Origin of the sequence: Nakamurella sp. A5-74 (assembly GCF_040438885.1) — a bacterium.
Lineage (GTDB): Bacteria > Actinomycetota > Actinomycetes > Mycobacteriales > Nakamurellaceae > Nakamurella.
In genome coordinates, this window is record NZ_CP159218.1 from 3,803,904 (window position 1) to 3,822,574 (window position 18,671).

General features: G+C 68.1%; 16 protein-coding genes. 6 read left to right on the plus strand and 10 right to left on the minus strand.

From position 1 onward, the window contains the following. Positions 1 to 240 precede the first annotated feature (240 nt). The 6 genes from ABLG96_RS17405 to rsmI all read right to left on the minus strand — a co-directional run bounded on the left by ABLG96_RS17405 (position 241) and on the right by rsmI (position 7,071). Positions 241 to 1,662: a VCBS repeat-containing protein gene (locus tag ABLG96_RS17405; protein WP_353648584.1), complete on the minus strand. Its 1,422-nt coding sequence runs from the start codon at positions 1,660 to 1,662 to the stop codon at positions 241 to 243. 675 nt (positions 1,663 to 2,337) lie between these two features. Continuing rightward, positions 2,338 to 2,922, minus strand: coding sequence for a hypothetical protein (locus ABLG96_RS17410; protein WP_353648585.1), 585 nt, complete (start codon positions 2,920 to 2,922; stop codon positions 2,338 to 2,340). Between the two features lie 8 nt (positions 2,923 to 2,930). Continuing rightward, entirely contained in the window at positions 2,931 to 4,604 is a 1,674-nt protein-coding gene (locus ABLG96_RS17415) for a GGDEF domain-containing protein (protein WP_353648586.1), read from the minus strand. Positions 4,605 to 4,720: 116 nt separating this feature from the next. Next, a complete protein-coding gene (locus ABLG96_RS17420) occupies positions 4,721 to 5,191 on the minus strand; it encodes a GatB/YqeY domain-containing protein (RefSeq protein WP_353648587.1) in 471 nt (156 codons plus the stop codon). Between the two features lie 346 nt (positions 5,192 to 5,537). Further along, entirely contained in the window at positions 5,538 to 6,200 is a 663-nt protein-coding gene (locus ABLG96_RS17425; RefSeq protein ID WP_353648588.1) for a hypothetical protein, read from the minus strand. 40 nt (positions 6,201 to 6,240) lie between these two features. Beyond that, on the minus strand, positions 6,241 to 7,071 hold the full coding sequence (gene rsmI, locus ABLG96_RS17430; protein ID WP_353648589.1) for a 16S rRNA (cytidine(1402)-2'-O)-methyltransferase: 831 nt from the start codon (positions 7,069 to 7,071) through the stop codon (positions 6,241 to 6,243). A 23-nt stretch (positions 7,072 to 7,094) separates the two neighbouring features. Here rsmI and ABLG96_RS17435 point away from each other — a divergent pair, with 23 nt between their 5' ends. Both ABLG96_RS17435 and ABLG96_RS17440 read left to right on the plus strand, forming a co-directional pair. Continuing rightward, a complete protein-coding gene (locus tag ABLG96_RS17435; RefSeq protein ID WP_353648590.1) occupies positions 7,095 to 8,939 on the plus strand; it encodes a phospholipid carrier-dependent glycosyltransferase in 1,845 nt (614 codons plus the stop codon). Between the two features lie 190 nt (positions 8,940 to 9,129). Continuing rightward, positions 9,130 to 9,753 carry a superoxide dismutase gene (locus ABLG96_RS17440; protein ID WP_353648591.1) on the plus strand — a complete coding sequence of 208 codons (624 nt, stop codon included), beginning with the start codon at positions 9,130 to 9,132 and terminating at the stop codon, positions 9,751 to 9,753. Between the two features lie 163 nt (positions 9,754 to 9,916). Here the strand turns inward: ABLG96_RS17440 and ABLG96_RS17445 are convergent, their stop codons facing one another. After that, positions 9,917 to 10,792: a DUF72 domain-containing protein gene (locus ABLG96_RS17445; RefSeq protein ID WP_353648592.1), complete on the minus strand. Its 876-nt coding sequence runs from the start codon at positions 10,790 to 10,792 to the stop codon at positions 9,917 to 9,919. Continuing rightward, complete coding sequence (locus ABLG96_RS17450; RefSeq protein ID WP_353648593.1) at positions 10,792 to 11,100, minus strand: thiamine-binding protein; 309 nt, start codon at positions 11,098 to 11,100, stop codon at positions 10,792 to 10,794. The genes ABLG96_RS17445 and ABLG96_RS17450 overlap by 1 nt, the downstream gene beginning before the upstream one ends. A 243-nt stretch (positions 11,101 to 11,343) precedes the next feature. Here ABLG96_RS17450 and ABLG96_RS17455 point away from each other — a divergent pair, with 243 nt between their 5' ends. From ABLG96_RS17455 to ABLG96_RS17465, 3 genes are all read left to right on the plus strand, one after another. Continuing rightward, a complete protein-coding gene (locus ABLG96_RS17455) occupies positions 11,344 to 11,817 on the plus strand; it encodes a Fur family transcriptional regulator (RefSeq protein WP_353648594.1) in 474 nt (157 codons plus the stop codon). A gap of 48 nt (positions 11,818 to 11,865) precedes the next feature. Continuing rightward, positions 11,866 to 13,422 carry a catalase gene (locus ABLG96_RS17460; protein ID WP_353648595.1) on the plus strand — a complete coding sequence of 519 codons (1,557 nt, stop codon included), beginning with the start codon at positions 11,866 to 11,868 and terminating at the stop codon, positions 13,420 to 13,422. Positions 13,423 to 13,671: 249 nt separating this feature from the next. Continuing rightward, the gene (locus ABLG96_RS17465) at positions 13,672 to 14,097 is read left to right on the plus strand and encodes a VOC family protein (RefSeq protein WP_353648596.1); all 426 of its coding nucleotides are present in this window, start codon (positions 13,672 to 13,674) and stop codon (positions 14,095 to 14,097) included. 31 nt (positions 14,098 to 14,128) lie between these two features. On the opposite strand, the gene ABLG96_RS17470 is transcribed toward ABLG96_RS17465, so the two are convergent. Then, a complete protein-coding gene (locus ABLG96_RS17470; protein ID WP_353648597.1) occupies positions 14,129 to 15,049 on the minus strand; it encodes a cation diffusion facilitator family transporter in 921 nt (306 codons plus the stop codon). 212 nt (positions 15,050 to 15,261) lie between these two features. On the opposite strand from ABLG96_RS17470, the gene ABLG96_RS17475 reads away from it, so the two are divergent. Beyond that, positions 15,262 to 17,133, plus strand: coding sequence for a long-chain fatty acid--CoA ligase (locus ABLG96_RS17475; protein ID WP_353648598.1), 1,872 nt, complete (start codon positions 15,262 to 15,264; stop codon positions 17,131 to 17,133). A gap of 511 nt (positions 17,134 to 17,644) precedes the next feature. On the opposite strand, the gene ABLG96_RS17480 is transcribed toward ABLG96_RS17475, so the two are convergent. After that, the gene (locus ABLG96_RS17480) at positions 17,645 to 18,664 is read right to left on the minus strand and encodes an Ig-like domain-containing protein (protein ID WP_353648599.1); all 1,020 of its coding nucleotides are present in this window, start codon (positions 18,662 to 18,664) and stop codon (positions 17,645 to 17,647) included. Positions 18,665 to 18,671 lie beyond the last annotated feature (7 nt).

Consider the following 18,671-nt stretch of genomic DNA (forward strand, 5'->3'; position numbering starts at 1 on the left):
CCATGGTGCCCAGCGGTTGCATCCTTGCGTCAGCTCATCACCGCCGTCCCCCGAAAGCTGTCGCCGGAGATGAGCACGCCACGGTCGGAAACCGTTTCGCCAGCAGCTCACTCACAGTCGACGTGCCGGCACCCGGGATCCCGGTCGACACGAGGATCCGAGGCATCGCACCGCCTTTGTCCTGTGGCCCCCCGACGGGGAACTGCTGTGCACACCGGTGCCGCACACCGGTGTCGGCGATCAGGCGATGCTGCCACAACCGGTACCGGTGCAGCGCAGGGCATCCACCGCGTAGGGGGCTGTGAGCTGGACCCGCTTGTACAACGTCGCCGACGACCCCGTCGCCCGCAGCGTGCTCAGGAACACCGTGGCACCGGTGTTCGTCAACGCCGGCTCGTCCCGGCCATCCCCGTTCCAGTCACCCGCCAGGGGCTGGTCGTTGGCAACCCCGGCAGCAAAGGCCACCGTGCGATACCCATGCGCCTTGCCATCCGTCGCGGACACCAGCCCCATCACATACGTCATCGGCGACGAACCGGCACCACCCCTGACCACCGCGAGGTCGTCCACACCATCGCCGTTCCAATCACCCACCACCGGCAGATCACCATGCGCGACACCCTGACCGAAACTCACCGTCCGGTACGCCTTCGCCCCCGCAGACGTGTTGAGCGCCAACAAGAACTGCGTTCCCCGGTACACACCCACATCATCGACACCGTCGCCATTCCAGTCACCCACCACCGGCACGTCACCCCCGATGGTCGTGCCACGACCCCAGGTGGTCGTGCGGTACCGCGTCACCGCACCGTTCGCCGCCCTGGTCGCCAGCAGGAACTGCGTCCCTCGGTAGACCCCGACATCGTCACGCCCGTCACCGTTCCAGTCTCCCGTCACCGGAACGTCACCCCTGGTCAGGCCGTACCCCCACACCGACCGAGCACCTCCGACCAGGAACCCCGAATCAACGGCAGCCCCGACATCATCGACACCGTCGGCATTCCAGTCACCCGCCACCGCAGTTCCCGCCGGCTGAAGTGTCGAGTACCAGACTCCCGCTGCCCCCAACGCACGGTTCAACGGCATCGGATAGCGGTGCGCCCTCCCGCTGGAAGTGAGACTGAATTCCGAGAGGTCAGAGATGTCGTACGACTCAACTGGCGCGTCGGGCCAGCTGTAGCTCGTGCGCGTGGTCATCACTCCTCTGGCCAGCACCGGATTGATCGAGGTGACCACGGCAGTGAAGGCCGTGGTGGTTGTGGTGATGTGGGGCCCGTCAGGACAGACATCGCAGCTGAAGTCCTCGGAGTACTGGCTGTTACTCACGAAGTCGCCGATCGCGAGACTTCCGCTCCGGAGGATGGCCCTTGTCAGGGGCACCGAATCGGCGATCCCTGCCTGGTTCCAGGCTTCCCGGACGACCCGCCGCTCCCAGGCGTCAGGATCGCCGACGCTCGCGCCGATCGCGTACTGAAGGGCCCGACGCCCATACCGCTGGCCCCCGTCGACGTGCCGCTGGACAGCCGGCGCAGCGGCTGGGATCACTGGACGCTCGGCCATCGGAAGTGCCGCAGCAGCAACGGGCATCGGCGTTCCCACCCCGACCGAGACCATGAAGATGACGCCCAGCACCGACGTGAGATGACGAAATCGAATCTTCATGACCACTCCCCCAGTCCGGTGCGCGCCGTTGCGCTCCCCTGTGTCTATCGGCGCGCAGGTGCTGAGCGTTGCACCACGGTCAGGAAAAGTTGCCCGAGGGGACCGACTGCTCAGCGGGTCGGGTGGTGGACCGTGACGCCGCACGAGCCGAATGCGGCGATCTGAGCGGAACCACGGGGACGATGCCCCCGGTTCAGCTAGAGACGTCACCCGGAGGGACCGGCGATCCCGGGTGGGAGTACTTGACCGATTCCTCCTCCACGGCGTCTCTCGCCTGCTCCGATCCGACCGTATCCGCGGACCGGTCTCCCGGAGGCGTCCGTGCACCTGGGTGATGGGACTTCACGGTCTCCTCGGCGGCGGCGTCTCGGGCGTGCTCGGACGTGGCCGTTTCGTGGTCCTCGTCCCCGGGAGGCGTCGGCGCGCCGGGGTGACGGAACTTGACCGCCTCCTCGCCGGCAGCGTCCCTCGCGTGCTCGGACGGGGCCGAGTCGTCGTTCTCGTCCCCAGGCGGTGTCGGCGCACCGGGTTGGTGGAACTTCACCGCATCCTCAGCTGCAGGGTCCGCAGATCGATGCTCGGTGGGGGCGTTCGTCGGCTCTGACATGGTCCACGTTCCTTCATCGGCGAGGTGCCCACTGTCCGCCGGATCGGGCGGATGTGTCAACGAGCCGGTCAGCTCGTCGGCGCTGCCCCGGTGCTCGGAGCAGAACCAGGCGCCGACCCGGCAACCCGTTCGCGGATCAGCAGATCGCGCAGCTCGATCATCGCGTCCGCCACCACCCGCTCGTCGGCCGGCAGACGGGCCGTGCCGCCGGCCATCGACCAGTCGTCGACCGAGACGGAGACCTCCCGGCCACCCACCGGGAAGCGCGCGTCGATACGTCCCACATCCGACACGACGTTGGTCGGTTCCGGCGCGTCCGCCAGCACCCGTAGCAGCTCACCCACGCGGGCCGACTCCGGCTGCGTCAACGTGAAGCGACGCTCCGAGCCGTCGATGTCGTCCGCCAGCGCGACCTGGCCGTCACCGCGGACGGTGGCGGTGTGCTCGGCCTGCCGCCCGGCGATGGTCGAGCGCAGGTAGTGCAGCACGAGGACCTCAGCAGAGGGGTCCGTCGGCGTGCTGGAGGGCGAGGAAACAGCCGTGCTCGACGCCGCCGCCGGGGTGGCGCCAGGAGATGTCCCGGCGACCGCACTGCAGCCGGCCAACCCGAACGCGATCAACAGCACGAGCCAGCGGAACTTACGCAGCACCACGCGACGGATCATCGCGGTCCGACTGATCCTGCGGGCGGCGGGCTCCACAACGCCGAGGTGCCGTCCCGAGCAGGCTGCTCGGGGTGATCGGCGGAAACCACCGACCCCTTGCCGGATCTCTTGGCGCGCAGCAGTGCCAGATCCGCGCGGTGCAGTACGGACTCGACGTCGTCGGTCGGCAGTACCGCGGTGATCCCGACAGTGGCCGAGATCCCACCGTCGATCAGGTTCGCCGATTCCAGCCCGACCACGTGCAGCGCTGCACCGACGACCTCCAGGCCACGGTCCACCGTCAACCCGTCGAGCACGAGGACGAACTCGTCGCCGCCGTAGCGGTAGAGCGAATCGGGAGCGGCGAACCGGGCGTCCAGCGAGGCGACGAACGCGGTCAACACTGCGTCGCCTCCCTGGTGGGAGAGCCGGTCGTTGACCATCTTGAAGTCGTCGAGATCGAGATACGCGACGACCGTCGGGCGGCCGTCGACCGAGCAGTACTCGATGGCCGCCGTCACCCGCTCGTGCAGTGCGCGCCGGTTGCCGACACCGGTCAGCGGGTCGCGCATGGCCAGGCTGGCCGCACGCTGGGCGCGCACCACGGTGCGCGCCAGCTCGCACTGGGTGTCGAAGGAGCCCGCAGCCAGGCGGGCCCGATCGAGCCGCCACCTGACGCCCAGCCGGGAGGCCTCGGCCGCTGCCTGCTCCCGTTCGGCACCCGTGGCGTCGAAGCGCGAAGCGAGATGCTCCAACAGATAGGTGAGTGCTCCTGTCGCCCGAGGAGTGGCGGCGAAGGCCCGGACACACAACTCACGGGCACGATCCCGGCGTCGATCGTCCCCCACGGCCGTCGATCCCATCAGCAACCCGGCCACCAGCGTGCTGGCCACGTCCCAATTCCCTCGGGCCGCGAGGTTGATCGCCTCCTCGTACGCGCGATCGAGATTGTGTGTGTTCGGGTCGTCGATGGCTCGGATGGCGAGGCCGTAGCGCAGCAGTTCGATGTGCTCGGGAGCGATGAGACCGATTGCGGCCAGCTGTTCCGCCCCGGTCTCGAACATCGACCGGGCGTCCCGGATCAGGGATCGGACGTGCGTGGGGTCCCTGCGCTCGGCAGCGGCGGCGAAGGCGAGATCCAGCACGCTCTCGGCCTCGTTCATCAAGCTGACGCCCTGCAGTCGCTCGCTCCCAGCCAGATCGGCGAGCCGGCGGAGCTTGCGCTGCCACACTCTGGCCGGACCGTGCAGCATGCTCCGCATCATCGTGATGATCGCGCCGTTGAGCGCGTAGGCCAGCACCCGCGGATCGATGCCGGCGGGCAGGTCGGCCGCCAGCTCCTCGATCCGCACCAGGTCGAGCACAAGCGAATCCATCGGCCCGACGACCGTCTCGACGGTGGACACCGCGCGACGTGAGGTGGAGATGAGCAGCGCCCAGTCCTCGCGCTCACGGCCCTGCGTCTCTGCCTGCAGGGCATCAAGGGCCCCCTCGGCGTGCGCCATCCGGTGCTCGGAGAAGTCGCCCAGGAAGGTGAGCCAGAGGGCCCAGGCCCTGCGCCGGTCCCATCCGTCCTCGGCAGTCCAGTCCTCGCTCCCGTCGAGTCGCCGCATCCAGTCGTCGACGTTCCCGCTCGGGGTGATCTGGGCCTGCATCATCAGGGCATCGACGAGCGCTGCACTGCGTCCCATCCAGCACCTCCCCCAGCACGCATCCGGCCGGTCCCGACGACGACGGGAGCTTGATGTGACACGACCAGGTTACGTCCCGCTGCTGTGATCGCTGTCACCCGTCCGGATCTGTTTGGTCAGGCCAGGGCCGCCTTCACGGCGGCGGCGACGGCGCCCCCATCGGCGCGACCCACCGCGCGGGCATTCGCAGCCTTGATGACCAGCCCCATCTGCTTCATCGTCGGCCGTTCGGCAGCGTCACCCTGCACCTCGGCGACGGCCTCGGCGATCACCGCAGCCAGCTCATCGCCGGTGAGCGGTTGCGGCAGATATCGGGTCAGCACGCCGATCTCGGCCCGCTCCTGCTCGGCGAGCTCGGGACGACCGGCGCCGGCGTAGACCTCCGCCGATTCGGTCCGCTTCTTCACCTCGCGTTGCAGCACCCGGAGCACGTCGGCGTCGGAGAGGTCCTTGGCCTCCTTGCCGGCGACTTCCTCGTTGGTGACGGCCGTGATCGCCATCCGCAGGGTGCCCGTGGTCAGGGTGTCCCTGGCCTTCATCGAGGCGGTCAGGTCGGTACGCAGCTGCTGCTTGAGAATCGAGTCCACGTCGCCAGTATCTCCCGTTCGCGGACCTGACGGTCGGTTGCCGCCCACGTTCGCGGACCTGACGGTCGGTTGCCGCCCACGTTCGCGGACCTGACGGTCGGTTGCCGCCCACGTTCGCGGACCTGACGGTCGGTTGCCACCCACGCTCGCGGACCTGACGGTCGGTTGCCGCCCACGCTCGCGGACCTGACGGTCGGTTGCCGCCCACGTTCGCGGACCTGACGGTCGGTTGCCGCCCACGTTCGCGGACCTGACGGTCGGTTGCAGGGCACGCTCGCGGACCTGACGGTCGTTTGCAGGGCACGCTCGCGGACCTGACGGTCAGCTCGCACCAGCAGCTGCGTGGTCAGTGACCGGTTTCCAGCACACCCGATATCCGGCGCTCCAGCTGCAGGGCGGCCCGCTCGGGCACCAGCAGCACCCCTTCGAGCTCGCGTCGCGCATGCCGGTACGCACTCTGCCGCTCCGCTCGGGTGGCACTCTCGTCGTCGGCGACGGCTACCAACTTGCCGGCCCGAGCCATGGCCGACTGCTCAGCAGTCGAGTAGTCGGACCGACGGCGGCGCTGGGCCTCCCGCTCAGCGATCTCGAAGGCCACCCGGTAGGCGTTGACCGCGTCCCGGTACTCGACGAAGGTCGCGTGATCGGTGAGCTCGGCAGGATCGGCAGGGCGGAGGTCGTCGGCAACCACCCTGGCCCGATGGAAGTCGGCGGTCAGCGGCTCGCGGACGTTCGTCATCATCGGGAAGTCGATGATGGTCTGCAGGTTCGTCTCGTACTCGAACCATCGGCGGGTGACGTCGTCGTGGGTGGCCAGCACCCGGTCCATACCGCTCCGGGTGGCCTGCCGGGCTTCGACCTCGGCGGTGGCGGTGCCGTGGGTGATGCGCAGCATCTCGATCTTGTCCTGGCGGCGCTTCTCGCTGTAGCTGGAGAACCGGGACCACCAGCCGCCGGCGACGCCCATCAGCGGGAAGATCACCCACCAGTAACCCCAGATCCCGTGCACGACCCCCACGGTAGCCGCACCCGCTCGACCCGGACCCCGATCAGCGACGATTGGCCACGTCGTAGACCTCGCGCCGGGCGAGGCCGAACTCGCCGGCCACCCGATCAACCGCATCACGCTTGGACGAGCCCTTCGCCACCAGCTCGCCGATCCGCAGCCCGAGCTCGTCGTCGGAGGGGCGCTCGGCGGATCCGGTGCGGCCGGCGATCACCAGCGTCACCTCACCGCGCACGTCGTCGGCACCGGCGGTGAGCTCGGCCAGCGAACCGCGCCTGACGTCCTCGTACGTCTTCGTCAGCTCCCGACACAGGGCCGCCGGTCGATCGCCGCCGAAGGCCTCCACCATCGCGGCGAGGCATTCGGAGAGTCGGTGCACCGACTCGAAGAACACCATCGTGCGGCGCTCGGCTGCCAGTTCTGTCAGCGCTCGTCGGCGGTCACCCGGTTTGCGGGGCGGGAAGCCCTCGAAGGTGAACCGGTCGCTCGGCAGGCCGGACAGTGCGAGGGCGGTGAGCACCGCGCTGGGGCCGGGCACGCAGGTGACGTGGACCCCGGCCGAGGCCGCCGCGGCGACCAGCCGGTACCCGGGGTCGGACACTGCCGGCATCCCGGCATCGGTGACGAGCACGACCGTGTCGCCGTCGGCGATCCGCGCCAACAGGCCGGGGATGCGGGCCTGCTCCACCGATTCGTAGTACGACACGACGTCGACCTCGATCCGCAGACCGAGTTCCCCGGCCAGCCGGTACAGCCGTCGGGTGTCCTCGGCGGCGATCACGTCGGCACTCCGCAGCGCATCGATGAGACCGGGCGAGGCGTCGGTGATGCGCCCGAGCGGCGTGCCCGCCAGCACCAAGCGCCCTGTTCTCACCGTCCCACCCTACGATCGACCGCATGCAGCAGAGCGACCCCGGGACGGGGGCCACCACGGGGGGTGCCGACGAGCGATCTCCGGCCCTCGACGGGCCAGTGTCCCCAGCGGCCCGCGACGGGTCGTCGGCCAGCGAGGTCACCCCGGGTCGACGGCACCGCGCGCGCCGCGGCGCCACCGAGCCTGCGGTCGATCTCGCCGACGGCTCGCAGCGTCTCCGCGGCCCGAGCGCTGTCGCCGTGCTCGACCGTGAGGACGCACTTGGCGACGACACCGACGTGGTGCCGATCGGCGCCGTGCCCGCAGTCCGCCCACCCGTCACCCCGAAGCGGTTCCGTGCGCCGGCCGTCCCCACTGACACACTGCGCGGCTGGATGGTGACGCTGGTCCTGTCGGCCGTCGGCTGCGTCGTACGGTTCTGGAACCTCGGCATGGCGACCGACGTCGGGACGCCGATCTTCGACGAGAAGTACTACGCGCTCAACGCGTTCGAGGTCTGGCGGTTGGGCGGGATCGAGGAGAACCCCGCCTACGGGGTCGTCGTGCACCCGCCGCTGGGCAAACAGCTGATAGCGCTCGGCGAGATGCTGTTCGGCTACACGCCTTTCGGCTGGCGGTTCGCCTCCGCGGTCGCCGGCACGGTCTGCATCTTCGTGATCATCAGAGTTGCCCGGCGGCTCACCGGCTCGACGCTGCTGGGCGGCATCGCGGGCGTTCTGCTGATCTGCGACGGCGTCAGCCACGTCAACGCCCGGGTTGCCCTGTTGGACATCTTCCAGGAGATGTTCGTCCTGATCGCCTTCGCCTGCCTGATCGCCGACCGGGCCCAGGTGCGCAGCCGATTCGCGGCCGCGGCCCTGGCACCCAACGATCACCCCGGCGCTGCCACCAGGTTCGGCGCCAAGTTGGGTGCCCGCTGGTGGCGGTTCGGGGTCGGTCTGTCACTCGGTCTGGCGACGTCGATCAAGTGGTCCGGCGTCTACTGGATCGCGTTCTTCGGCGTGCTGTCGGTCGTCTGGGACATCACCGCCCGTCGGCAGTACGGCGTCCGCCGCCCCGTCGCCGGGGTGGTGCGCCGCGATCTGCTGCCCTCGCTCTGGTCGTACGTCGTGATCGGGATCGGTACCTACATCGCCTCCTGGTGGGCCTGGTTCGCATCCGAGTCGGCCTGGGCGCGGCACATCCTGGTCGCCGAGACCCAGACCTGGAACTCGGAGGGGCTCAAGAGCCTGGCCGGGGTCTGGCACAACTCGTTGTGGCAGTGGACCTGGAAGATGCTCGACTTCCATTCCTCACTGCTGTCCCCCGGTGCGCCGGGAGCCACCGACTCGAATCCGGCGGACCGTCACCCCTGGGAGTCCAAACCCTGGTCGTGGCCCATCGGCACCCGGCCCGTCCTGTACTACGCACCGGCCGACGCACCCGCTCCGGGCTGCGGCGACGGGCTGCAGAACTGCGTCCGCCGGATCTTCCTGATCGGCACCCCGGCGCTGTGGTGGATCGCACTGTTCGTCGCCGGCTGGGCGTTGTGGCGGGCGATCGGCCGGATGGACTGGCGCTATCTGGCCATCCTGGTCGGGTACGGCGCCGGCTACCTGCCCTGGTTCGCGAACCTCGACCGGCAGATGTACTTCTTCTACGCCACCCCGCTGGCCCCGTTCCTCGTGCTGGGAATCGTGCTGGTGCTCGGGGACGTATTGGGGAGCAGACGTTTCGGGGTGGAGAGACGCATGCTTTCGCTCGGTTTCGTCGCGCTGTACGTGGGGTTGGTGGTGGCGAACTTCATCTGGCTCTGGCCGATGCTGAACGGCGATCCGATGACCCAGGAGATGCTCAGGGCGCAGACCTGGTTGCCGTCCTGGGGCTGAGCTGCTGATCGCCCCTACCGGCTCAACCAGGGTTGAGGTCAAGGGATAGCGGACGTGGCGATCCTCGCGCGTGGCCTCGCCGGGCCCGCGGGTAGGGTCGAGGTGAAGGAAGTTCTTCCACCGCAACCAGTCGACGCCGCCGGATTCCACACCGCGGATCCGCGACCCGACATCTCCTGGAGGTCGCACCATGGCTGTGTACACCCTGCCCGATCTGCCCTACGACTTCGGCGCTCTCGAGCCGCACATCTCCGGCAAGATCATGGAGCTGCACCACGACAAGCACCACAACGCCTACGTCACCGGCGCCAACACCACCCTCGACAAGCTGGCCGAGGCCCGCGACAAGGACGCCTTCGGCGACGTGAACGGGCTTGAGAAGAGTCTCGCGTTCCACCTCGGCGGACACATCAACCACTCAATCTTCTGGAACAACCTGTCCCCCGCGGGTGGCGACAAGCCCGAGGGCGAGCTGGCCGCCGCGCTCGACGAGTTCTTCGGTTCGTTCGACGGCTTCCAGCGGCAGTTCACCGCCAACGCCAACGCCATCCAGGGCTCCGGCTGGTCGATCCTGGCCTGGGACACCCTCGGCCAGCGACTCAACGTGCTGCAGCTGTTCGACCAGCAGGGCAACATCCCGTTCGCCCAGGTCCCGATCGTGTTGCTGGACATGTGGGAGCACGCCTTCTACCTGGACTACCAGAACGTGAAGGCCGACTACGTCAAGGCGTGGTGGAACATCGTCAACTGGGCCGACGCGACCGAGCGCTTCACCCGTGCGCGCACCCAGACGGCGGGTCTCATCACCGGCTGAGCTGTTGCGCTGCAACGCTTCTCGGCGCGGCCATCCCTTTCTGGGGTGGCCGCGCCGTGCTGTTCCAGTGATCGAGCCGCTACCGCTCGTTGCTGGTGACGAGCGCTACCGCTGGCATCAGGGACGTACTTCTCGCCAGCGACAGCCCGTGACTCCAGCGACATCAGTTCCGCTGCGAAGCCTCACCGGGTCCGACTTCCAGCCGGGCGGCCAGCGCCAACGCGTTGCGCGGCGCGAAACCCTGGGCATCGTTGTCGAAGTAGACCCGGATCTGCCGGACCTCCGGGACCGACATCCAGCCCCGGATGCGGTCGACCCACCCGTCCAGCTCGGCGCCCGTGTAGTCGCTCGCATACAGCTCGCGGCTGCCGTGCAGGCGAAAATAGCCGAGATCGCTGACCGGCTGGTCGATCCACGGGAACCGGCCGGCGGTGTCGGCACAGACCACGGCGACACCGTGGCTGCGGCAGATCGCCAGGAACTCCTCAACCAGATAGCTCGGGTGACGCACCTCCAGGGCGTGGCGCATCGACAGATCGGGCACGTCCGTTGTCGCCACCGGATCGGTGTCCCAGCGATCGAACTTGGCGCGGTCCGCGTGCTGCGCCAAGTCGGCGGCGTCGCCGTGGGTGCGCGGGAGCAGACCGAGGAAGCGATCGATCCGGTCCGGGTGGAAGGGCAGTTGCGCCGGAAGTTGCCACAACACGGGGCCCAGCACGGGGCCGAGTATCAACAATCCCGAGCCGAAGAACGTCGCCAGCGGCTGCTCGACGTTGCTGAGCTTCTTCTGGTGGGTGATGAAGCGGCCGCCCTTGACGGCGAACTCGAAGTCGTCCGGAACGGTCTCGAGCCACGTCCGATAGCTCGAGGGACGCTGCAGCGAATAGAAGCTGCCGTTGATCTCGACGGTGTCCATCCGGCGCGAGAGGTGTGCGAGTTCCTCGCGCTGCCGCAGCCCTTCGGGATAGAACGCGCCATGGCGCCAGTGCGGGTACGTCCAGCCCGACGTCCCGATCCGGATCCGCGCGGCTCCGGCCATCAGCTCTGCCTGTCGCCGGCCTCGATGGCCGCCTCCAACCGTTCGAGCTTGCCGTCCAGCTCGCCGACGTGTCCGGGACGGATGTCGGCCTTCAGCACCAACGAAACCCGACCGGCATGCTTGCCGACTGCCTCGCAGGCTCGTCGGACGACGTCCATGCACTCGTCCCATTCACCCTCGATGGTGGTGAACATGGCGTCGGTGCGATTCGGCAGGCCGGATTCGCGGACGATCCGCACGGCATCCGCGACGGCATCGGCCACCGACTCGCCGGTACCGGACGGGGCGACGGAGAAGGCGATCAGCATGGCTCCACCGTACGGCGACGGCGCCCGCCGGGTGGGACCTGGTGGGACCGCTGTCTGGGTGCCCCCGGAGCGAGGAATCTCGCTGACAAGCGACCACCACAACCGCGAACCAGGCCCACAAACGACCGCCACATCCGCGAACCAGGCCGACAAACGACCGCCACGTCCGCGCACCTGCAGGTCGCTTGATCGGAATGCATCGTTCATTTGACCGATTCCAGATCAGGTGCCAGAGTGGAGCCCATGAACATCGACCCAGCAGCGCTCCCCTCTCCCGAGGGACAGTTGCGCGCCGCCGCACTGCGGGTCACCGCGCCACGGCTGGCCGTGCTCACCGCAGTGCGCTCCCTCCCGCACGCCCACGTCGAGACCATCGTGGCCGCCGTCCGCGCGAGCATCGGTGCGGTGTCCACCCAAGCCGTCTACGACGTGCTCAAGGCACTGACGACGGCCGGCCTGCTGCGGCGGATCGAACCCGCAGGCTCCGCCGCTCTGTACGAGACCCGGGTGGGTGACAACCACCACCACGTGATCTGCCGGTCGTGCGGCGCCGTGGCCGATGTCGACTGTGTCGTCGGCCATGCACCCTGCCTGGAACCGTCTGCGGCGCAAGGCTTCTCTGTCGACGAGGCAGAGGTGGTGTTCTGGGGGACCTGCGCCTCCTGCTCCGATCCCGCCGCGCAGCGGCCGGGCGTGCAATCAAACCATCCAGCGTGACCATCAGCCGGGACATCCGTCCCGGCAGCACCCAGAGGAGAGCACCCCTTGACCGACCTTCCGCAGGGCGCCGACGCGTCCGGATCCCAGACCTCGACCGGTGCGCCGACACCGAGCGATCGCAACTCCCTCACCGTCGGGGCGAACGGTCCGACGCTGCTGCACGACGTGCACCTCGTCGACCAGATGGCGCACTTCAACCGCGAGCGGGTGCCGGAGCGCAACGTGCATGCCAAGGGCGGCGGCGCTTTCGGCGAGTTCGAGACCACCGCCGATGTCAGCGCCTACACCAAGGCGGCGTTGTTCCAGCCCGGCGTGAAGACCGAGATGCTGGCCCGGTTCTCCACCGTGGCCGGGGAGCAGGGCAGCCCGGACACCTGGCGCGATCCCCGCGGGTTCTCGCTGAAGTTCTACACGTCCGAAGGCAACTACGACCTGGTCGGCAACAACACCCCGGTCTTCTTCATCCGGGACGCGATGAAGTTCCCGCACTTCATCCGCAGTCAGAAGCGACGCGGCGGTAGCGGGCTGCGCGACAACAACATGCAGTGGGACTTCTGGGGTCTCAACCCGGAGTCCGCCCACCAGGTGACCTACCTGATGGGTGACCGCGGGATCCCGCGCACCTGGCGGCACATGAACGGCTACGGCAGCCACACCTACCTATGGGTCAACGAGGCCGGCGACAAGCACTGGGTCAAGTACCATTTCCACACCCAGCAGGGCGTGGAGAGCCTGACCGGCGCGCAGGCCGAGGAGATCGCCGGTCGGGACGCCGATTTCCATCGTCGCGACCTGTTCCAGGCCATCGAGTCGGGCGAGCACCCGCGGTGGAAGCTGTCGGTCCAGGTGATGCCGTACGAGGTCGCGAAGACCTACCGCATCAACCCGTTCGACCTGACCAAGATCTGGCCGCACAGTGACTTCCCGCTGATCGAGCTCGGCGTGATGACGCTGAACCGCAACCCGGAGAACTTCTTCGCGCAGATCGAGCAGGCCGCCTTCGCGCCCAGTGCGCTGGTGCCGGGGATCGGTCTGTCGCCGGACAAGATGCTGCTCGGCCGGGCGTTCGCCTATGCCGACACCCAGCGCTACCGGATCGGCCCGAACTACTTGCAGCTGCCGGTGAACAAGCCGAAGGTCGAGACCAACAGCTACACCTTCGACGGACCGATGGCCTACGACCATGCAGGCGATGCCCCGAAGTACGCACCGAACACCGCCGGTCGACCGTTCTCCGACCTCACCGGTCCGGTGGAGGACAGCTGGGAGGTCGACGGTGAGATGACCCGCGAGGCATACACGCTGCGCGCCGATGACGACGACTTCTCGCAGGCCGGCGCTCTGGTCCGCAACGTCTGGAACGACCAGCAGCGCAACGACTTCGTCGCCACCGTCGCCGGACACCTGCTGGGCGGCGTCACCGGAGAGGTCCTGGAGCGCGCGTTCCAGTACTGGAAGAGCGTCGACGCCACCACCGGCGCTGCCATCGAGGCCGAGGTGAAGGCCGCCGCCGGCGCCCCGAACCCTGGCGGCGACCCGGTTGACGCAAAGGCTGAGGCAAACGGGGCCGTGCGGGAGACCGCAACCCACGCAGCCCACTGACCGATCCCCACCTGAACCACCCGCACAACCCATCAGCGGCCCCCGTCGAGCTCCGGCTCGGCGGGGGCCGCTGGGGCACCGGCTGACCGAGCGGCGCAACCCGCCGGCGATCGAGCAACAAGGGAGTCGAGATCCCGCTGCGCTCCGCGCGGTCGGGTCCGCATCGTTCCGCCTGGCTCCCCGGACACCCCGCCGACCCCGAAGCGGCGTGGCGAACCCGATCCAGCGCATTCAGGGCACACTGCAGGTATGACACTGAAGATCTCTGGTTACGCCCACGTCCGCCTGACCGTCACCGACATCGATGTCTCCCGGAAGTTCTACGACGACGTCTTCGGACTGCCGATCGCGATGGAGCTGCCCGCCGACGCCGATGACCAGACCCGGGAACAGCTCGCGTTCCTCTTCGGTGGAGTGATCTACCAGCTGCCCAACGGCAGCTTGATGGGACTGCGGCCGGTCGCTCCCGCCGGCTCGCGGTTCGACGAGGACAACGTCGGGATGGATCACCTCAGCTTCTGGGTCGACTCCACCGCTCAGCTGGACGAGTCGATCAAGACGCTCGACGCCCTGGGCGTCGCGCACGGCGGGATCAAGGACGGCGGCGCTGCCCTCTTCCTCGAGTTCCGCGACCCCGACAACATCGCTTTGGAGCTGTGGGCTCCGAAGAGCTGACGGAAGCGATCGGTTCGGCGCGCGGACCGGCTCAGGCCTTGACCGCGCGCCGGACGGCCGGCTCGATGTAGATCACCCGGGCGTCGCTGACTGCGGCCCGAATGCGGGTCTCGATGGCATCGATGGCATCGGCCACCTCGCCAACGGTCTCGGTGGCGAGAACCGCCACCTTCACCGCGACCAGCAACTCCTCGGGCCCGAGGTACAGAGTCTTCATGTGAATGACGCTCTCCACCTCGTGCCCGGCGGTGATCGCGTCGGCGATCTTCCGGACGTCCGCCGGGGTGGCGCCCTCACCGATCAGCAGCGACTTCACCTCGACACCCAGCAACAGCGCGACACCGATCAGCAGCACGCCGATGGCGATGGTGCCGGCGCCGTCCCAGACGCCGTCGCCGGTGATCACCGCGACCGAGACACCGGCGAGCGCCAGCGCGAGACCGGTCAGCGCGGCGATGTCCTCCAGCACGATCACCGGCAGTTCCGGTGACTTGTGGCGGCGCACGAACGTCAGGATCGAGATGTTCTCTCGGTACGGCGCGGACTCGCGCAGCGCGGTGCGCAGCGAGAACGACTCCAGCACGATCGAGACCAGCAGCACTGTGATCGGCAGCCAGGCCTTGGTGATCGGCTCGGGATGCTGGATCTTGTGCACACCCTCGTAGATGGCGAACATGCCGCCGACGGTGAACAGGATGATCGCGACCATGAAGGCGTAGACGTACCGCTCGCGGCCGTAGCCGAAGGGGTGTTCCGGCGTCGCAGCGCGTTTCGCCCGCTTCCCGCCGATCAGCAGCAACACCTGGTTGCCGGCATCCGCGAGCGAGTGCACCGATTCGGCCAGCATCGACGATGCCCCGGAGATCAGGAACGCCACGAACTTCGTCACGGCGATCCCGGTGTTGGCCAGCAGGGCGGCGATGATCGCCTTGTTCCCACCCTCGGTGCTCATGTGTGCCCGTCCCGTCCTGGTCGCTGATCCGAGGAGCACCTTAGCCCGGCCCGACCACCGCATCGGTCGATGCGGACGCGCATCACTCCGGCAGCATCGGAACTCGCCACCGCCCTCGTTCGTTCCCGCACCAGGCGGACCTCCGGTCCGCAGGGAGCTCGATGCCCGCGCACTAGACTCGACCCCGAACCCATCTCGAGACGGAGGCGCCGATGCCCACCCAGACCGACCGGTCCCAGTACGACGGGGATTCCCGTTCGACCTCAGTCCCGGCACCGGCCTCGGTGGTGGATCGCCCTGTGTCGTTCGGGGTGATGTTCGCGGATCGGGTTGCCGCGACCCCGAACCGTCCGGCGTTCAAGTACCCGTCGGGCGGCGATGCGTGGGACACGATCACCTGGCACCAGACGGCAGACCGCACCTACGCCATCGCGGCCGGTCTGGTCTCACTCGGTGTCGAACTCGAGGAACGGGTCGCGATCGCCGCGTCCACCCGCATCGAATGGATCCTCGCGGACCTGGCGATCATGTGTGCGGGTGCCGCCACCACGACCGTGTACCCGGCCACCCACGCGGAGGACGTCGAGTACATCCTGGCCGACTCGGGTTCCCGCGTCGTGTTCACCGAGAGCGCCGAGCAGACCACCAAGGTGTTGCAGTCCTCGGTACCGGACGTCATCGCGATCGTGCAGTTCGACGGGGTCCCTGCCACGGACACGGCGATCCCGGTGATGTCGCTGAAGCAGTTGCAGGACAAGGGGAACGCACTGCTGGCGCAACAACCGACGGTGATCTCCGACCGGATCGCGGCTGTCGCCGCCGAGCACCTCGCGACGCTGATCTACACCTCGGGCACCACCGGCCGCCCCAAGGGTGTCCGCCTCGTGCACGACAACTGGGCCTACGAGGCCACCGCCATCGAAGCGTTGGGCATCCTGCGGCCGGACGACACCCAGTACCTGTGGCTGCCGCTGTCGCACGTGCTCGGCAAGGTGCTGATCGTCGCCCAGATCCGGATCGGCTTCCTCACCGCTGTCGACGGCAACCTGGACAAGATCGTCGAGAACCTGTCCGTGGTGAAACCCGCCTGGATGGGCGGCGCCCCGCGCATCTTCGAGAAGGTGCGCAACAAGGTGACGCTCACCGCGCAGGGCGGCGGCGGACTGAAGGCGAAGATCTTCAACTGGGCGTTCGACACCGGTATCGCCGTCTCCCGGCTGAAGCAGCAGGGCAAGCAACCCAACGGTCTGCTCAAGGTCAAGTACGGCATCGCCGACAAGCTGGTGTTCTCGACGATCAAGTCGATCCTCGGTGGCAACGCCCGGTTCTTCGTCTCCGGGTCCGCGCCGTTGTCGCCGGAGGTCGCCGAGTGGTTCGACGCCGCGGGGATCCCGGTCCTGGAGGGCTACGGCCTCACCGAGTCCAGCGCATTCTCCTTCGTGAACCTGCCGCACGACAACAGGATCGGGACGGTGGGCCCGCCCGGACCGGGCACCGAGGTGCGAATCGCCGCCGACGGCGAGATCCTGCTCCGCGGCCCGGGCATCATGCGCGGCTACCACCACAACGAGGAAGCCACCGGGGAGGTGCTCTCCGCAGACGGCTGGCTGTCCACCGGCGACATCGGTGAGATTCGTGACGGCTACCTCAAGATCACCGACCGCAAGAAGGATCTGATCAAGACCTCCGGCGGCAAATACGTTGCGCCGCAAAAGGTCGAGGGCATCTTCAAAGCGCTTTGCCCCTACATCAGCCAGATCGTGTTGCACGGCGACGGGCGCAGGTTCGTCTCCGCGCTCGTCACGCTCGACGAGGAGGCCATCGCCGGTTGGGCCGAGAAGAACGGGCTGACCGGGAAGTCCGTCGAGGAGATCGCCGGCTCCGATCAGGTGCGCACCCTCATCTCCGGGTACGTCGACGAGTTGAACTCCAAGTTGGAGCGCTGGGAGACGGTGAAGAAGTTCGCCATCCTGCCCCGCGACCTCAGCGTCGACTCCGGCGAGCTGACCCCGTCGATGAAGGTGCGCCGCAAGAAAGTCATCACCGCGCACCGGGAGATCCTGGACGGCTTCTACACCGACTGAGCTCCGGTGGTCGGTCGGGCGCAGCGACGGTGGTCGAGCGAGGAACGAGTCGGGACCCATCTGTTCGATGCCAGGTCGTGTCCAGACGAGATCTCGACGCGCTCGTTCCTCGCTTGCTCGATCACCGGATTGGTCGGTGGACGAGCGACGGAGGAGTCGAGACCCGCCAGACACCAGAACAGCTGCGGCACATCAGATCTCGACGCGCTCGTTCCTCGCTTGCTCGATCACCGGATTGGTCGGTGGTCGAGCGGGCGCAGCGACGGTGGTCGAGCGAGGAACGAGTCGAGACCCCATCTGTTCGATGCCAGGTCGTGTCGTGACGGGATCTCGACGCGCTCGTTCCTCGCTCGCTCGATCGCCGAAGATCTTCTCAGCGGTCCGCACCACCAGGGGCCGCGGATGAGGGCGATGCGCAGCCCTCTGCAGCGATGGGCGCGCCGGTGAGCCTGCGAACCGGCGCGCCCGAGCGAAGCCTGCGGAGCAGCGTCCTCATCCGCGGCACCTGGGATCAGTACTTGGCGAACGGGATGTTCCAGTCGCCGAAACCGTCCCACGGCTGGAGCGCCGGGCCGTTGGAGTTGATCACCTTCACGGTGTCGCCCGGGTAGGAGTACTTCTGGTACCACTCCGCCAGCGCGTCGGTCACGTTGATGCAACCGTGCGAGACGTTGTCCTTGCCCTGCGCGTACTCCGACCACGGGGCGCCGTGGACGAAGATGCCGCCGCTGGAGACGCGGGTCGCCCACTTGACCTTGGTCCGGTAGGCACCCGCGCCGCGCAGACCCCAGGTCGAGGAGTCCATGACGTGCGTCGGGAGCTTCTGGGTGACCACGTAGATGCCGTTGGGTGTCGGGTACTTGTCGTTCCCCAGCGACACCTTCATCTCCCGCACCAGTCGGCCGCCCGAGTACACCGACATCAGGTGGGTGCGCGCGTTGACGACCGAGCGCACGTCGCGGATCACGTTGAACGTCAGCAGCCGGTCCTCGGCTCCGTAGCCACCGGGGGTGAGCTGCTTGCCGTAGATCTCGGCGGCAACGGTGACGCGGGTGTTCGCCTTCCACATCGTCGCCGGCCGCCAGCGCACCACTGTCGAGGAGTACCAACGGAAGGCGCCGCCCTGCTTGCTGGTCGACGTCACCGAGATCTGGCTCTCGACGGAGCGTCGCGCACTGTCGGCGATCGGCCGGCTGAAGGTGATCTCGATCGGCTGACCGGTGCCCACCAGGGCGCCCTGGTTCGGGGTGATGGACGTGGTGATCTTGGCCTTCGGACGCACGGTCACGAAGGTGGAGGTGGTGACGGCCGCACGGCCGCCCGCGCTCTTCGTCCCGATCTGGACGGTGTAACGCCGCTCGAAGCCCAGCTCCGGGATCAGCGCGTAGCTGCTCTTGTTGATCTTGAACTGGTGGAAGACGACCTTTCCGTCCGGGTTGATGATCTTGAGATGGGTGATCACGCCGCCGGTCGCGCGCGCGGTGATCCGCGCCAACGGGTCGACCTTGGTCGCACCGTTGCCCGGTGTCACGGAAACA

What these genes read in the sequence shown, in the direction of transcription:
- ABLG96_RS17405 (WP_353648584.1), bottom strand. Translation starts at nt 1,662, where the DNA reads ATGAAGATTCGATTTCGTCATCTCACGTCGGTGCTGGGCGTCATCTTC.
- ABLG96_RS17415 (WP_353648586.1), bottom strand. Translation starts at nt 4,604, where the DNA reads ATGGGACGCAGTGCAGCGCTCGTCGATGCCCTGATGATGCAGGCCCAG.
- ABLG96_RS17435 (WP_353648590.1), top strand. Translation starts at nt 7,095, where the DNA reads ATGCAGCAGAGCGACCCCGGGACGGGGGCCACCACGGGGGGTGCCGAC.
- ABLG96_RS17440 (WP_353648591.1), top strand. Translation starts at nt 9,130, where the DNA reads ATGGCTGTGTACACCCTGCCCGATCTGCCCTACGACTTCGGCGCTCTC.
- ABLG96_RS17445 (WP_353648592.1), bottom strand. Translation starts at nt 10,792, where the DNA reads ATGGCCGGAGCCGCGCGGATCCGGATCGGGACGTCGGGCTGGACGTAC.
- ABLG96_RS17450 (WP_353648593.1), bottom strand. Translation starts at nt 11,100, where the DNA reads ATGCTGATCGCCTTCTCCGTCGCCCCGTCCGGTACCGGCGAGTCGGTG.
- ABLG96_RS17455 (WP_353648594.1), top strand. Translation starts at nt 11,344, where the DNA reads ATGAACATCGACCCAGCAGCGCTCCCCTCTCCCGAGGGACAGTTGCGC.
- ABLG96_RS17465 (WP_353648596.1), top strand. Translation starts at nt 13,672, where the DNA reads ATGACACTGAAGATCTCTGGTTACGCCCACGTCCGCCTGACCGTCACC.
- ABLG96_RS17470 (WP_353648597.1), bottom strand. Translation starts at nt 15,049, where the DNA reads ATGAGCACCGAGGGTGGGAACAAGGCGATCATCGCCGCCCTGCTGGCC.
- ABLG96_RS17475 (WP_353648598.1), top strand. Translation starts at nt 15,262, where the DNA reads ATGCCCACCCAGACCGACCGGTCCCAGTACGACGGGGATTCCCGTTCG.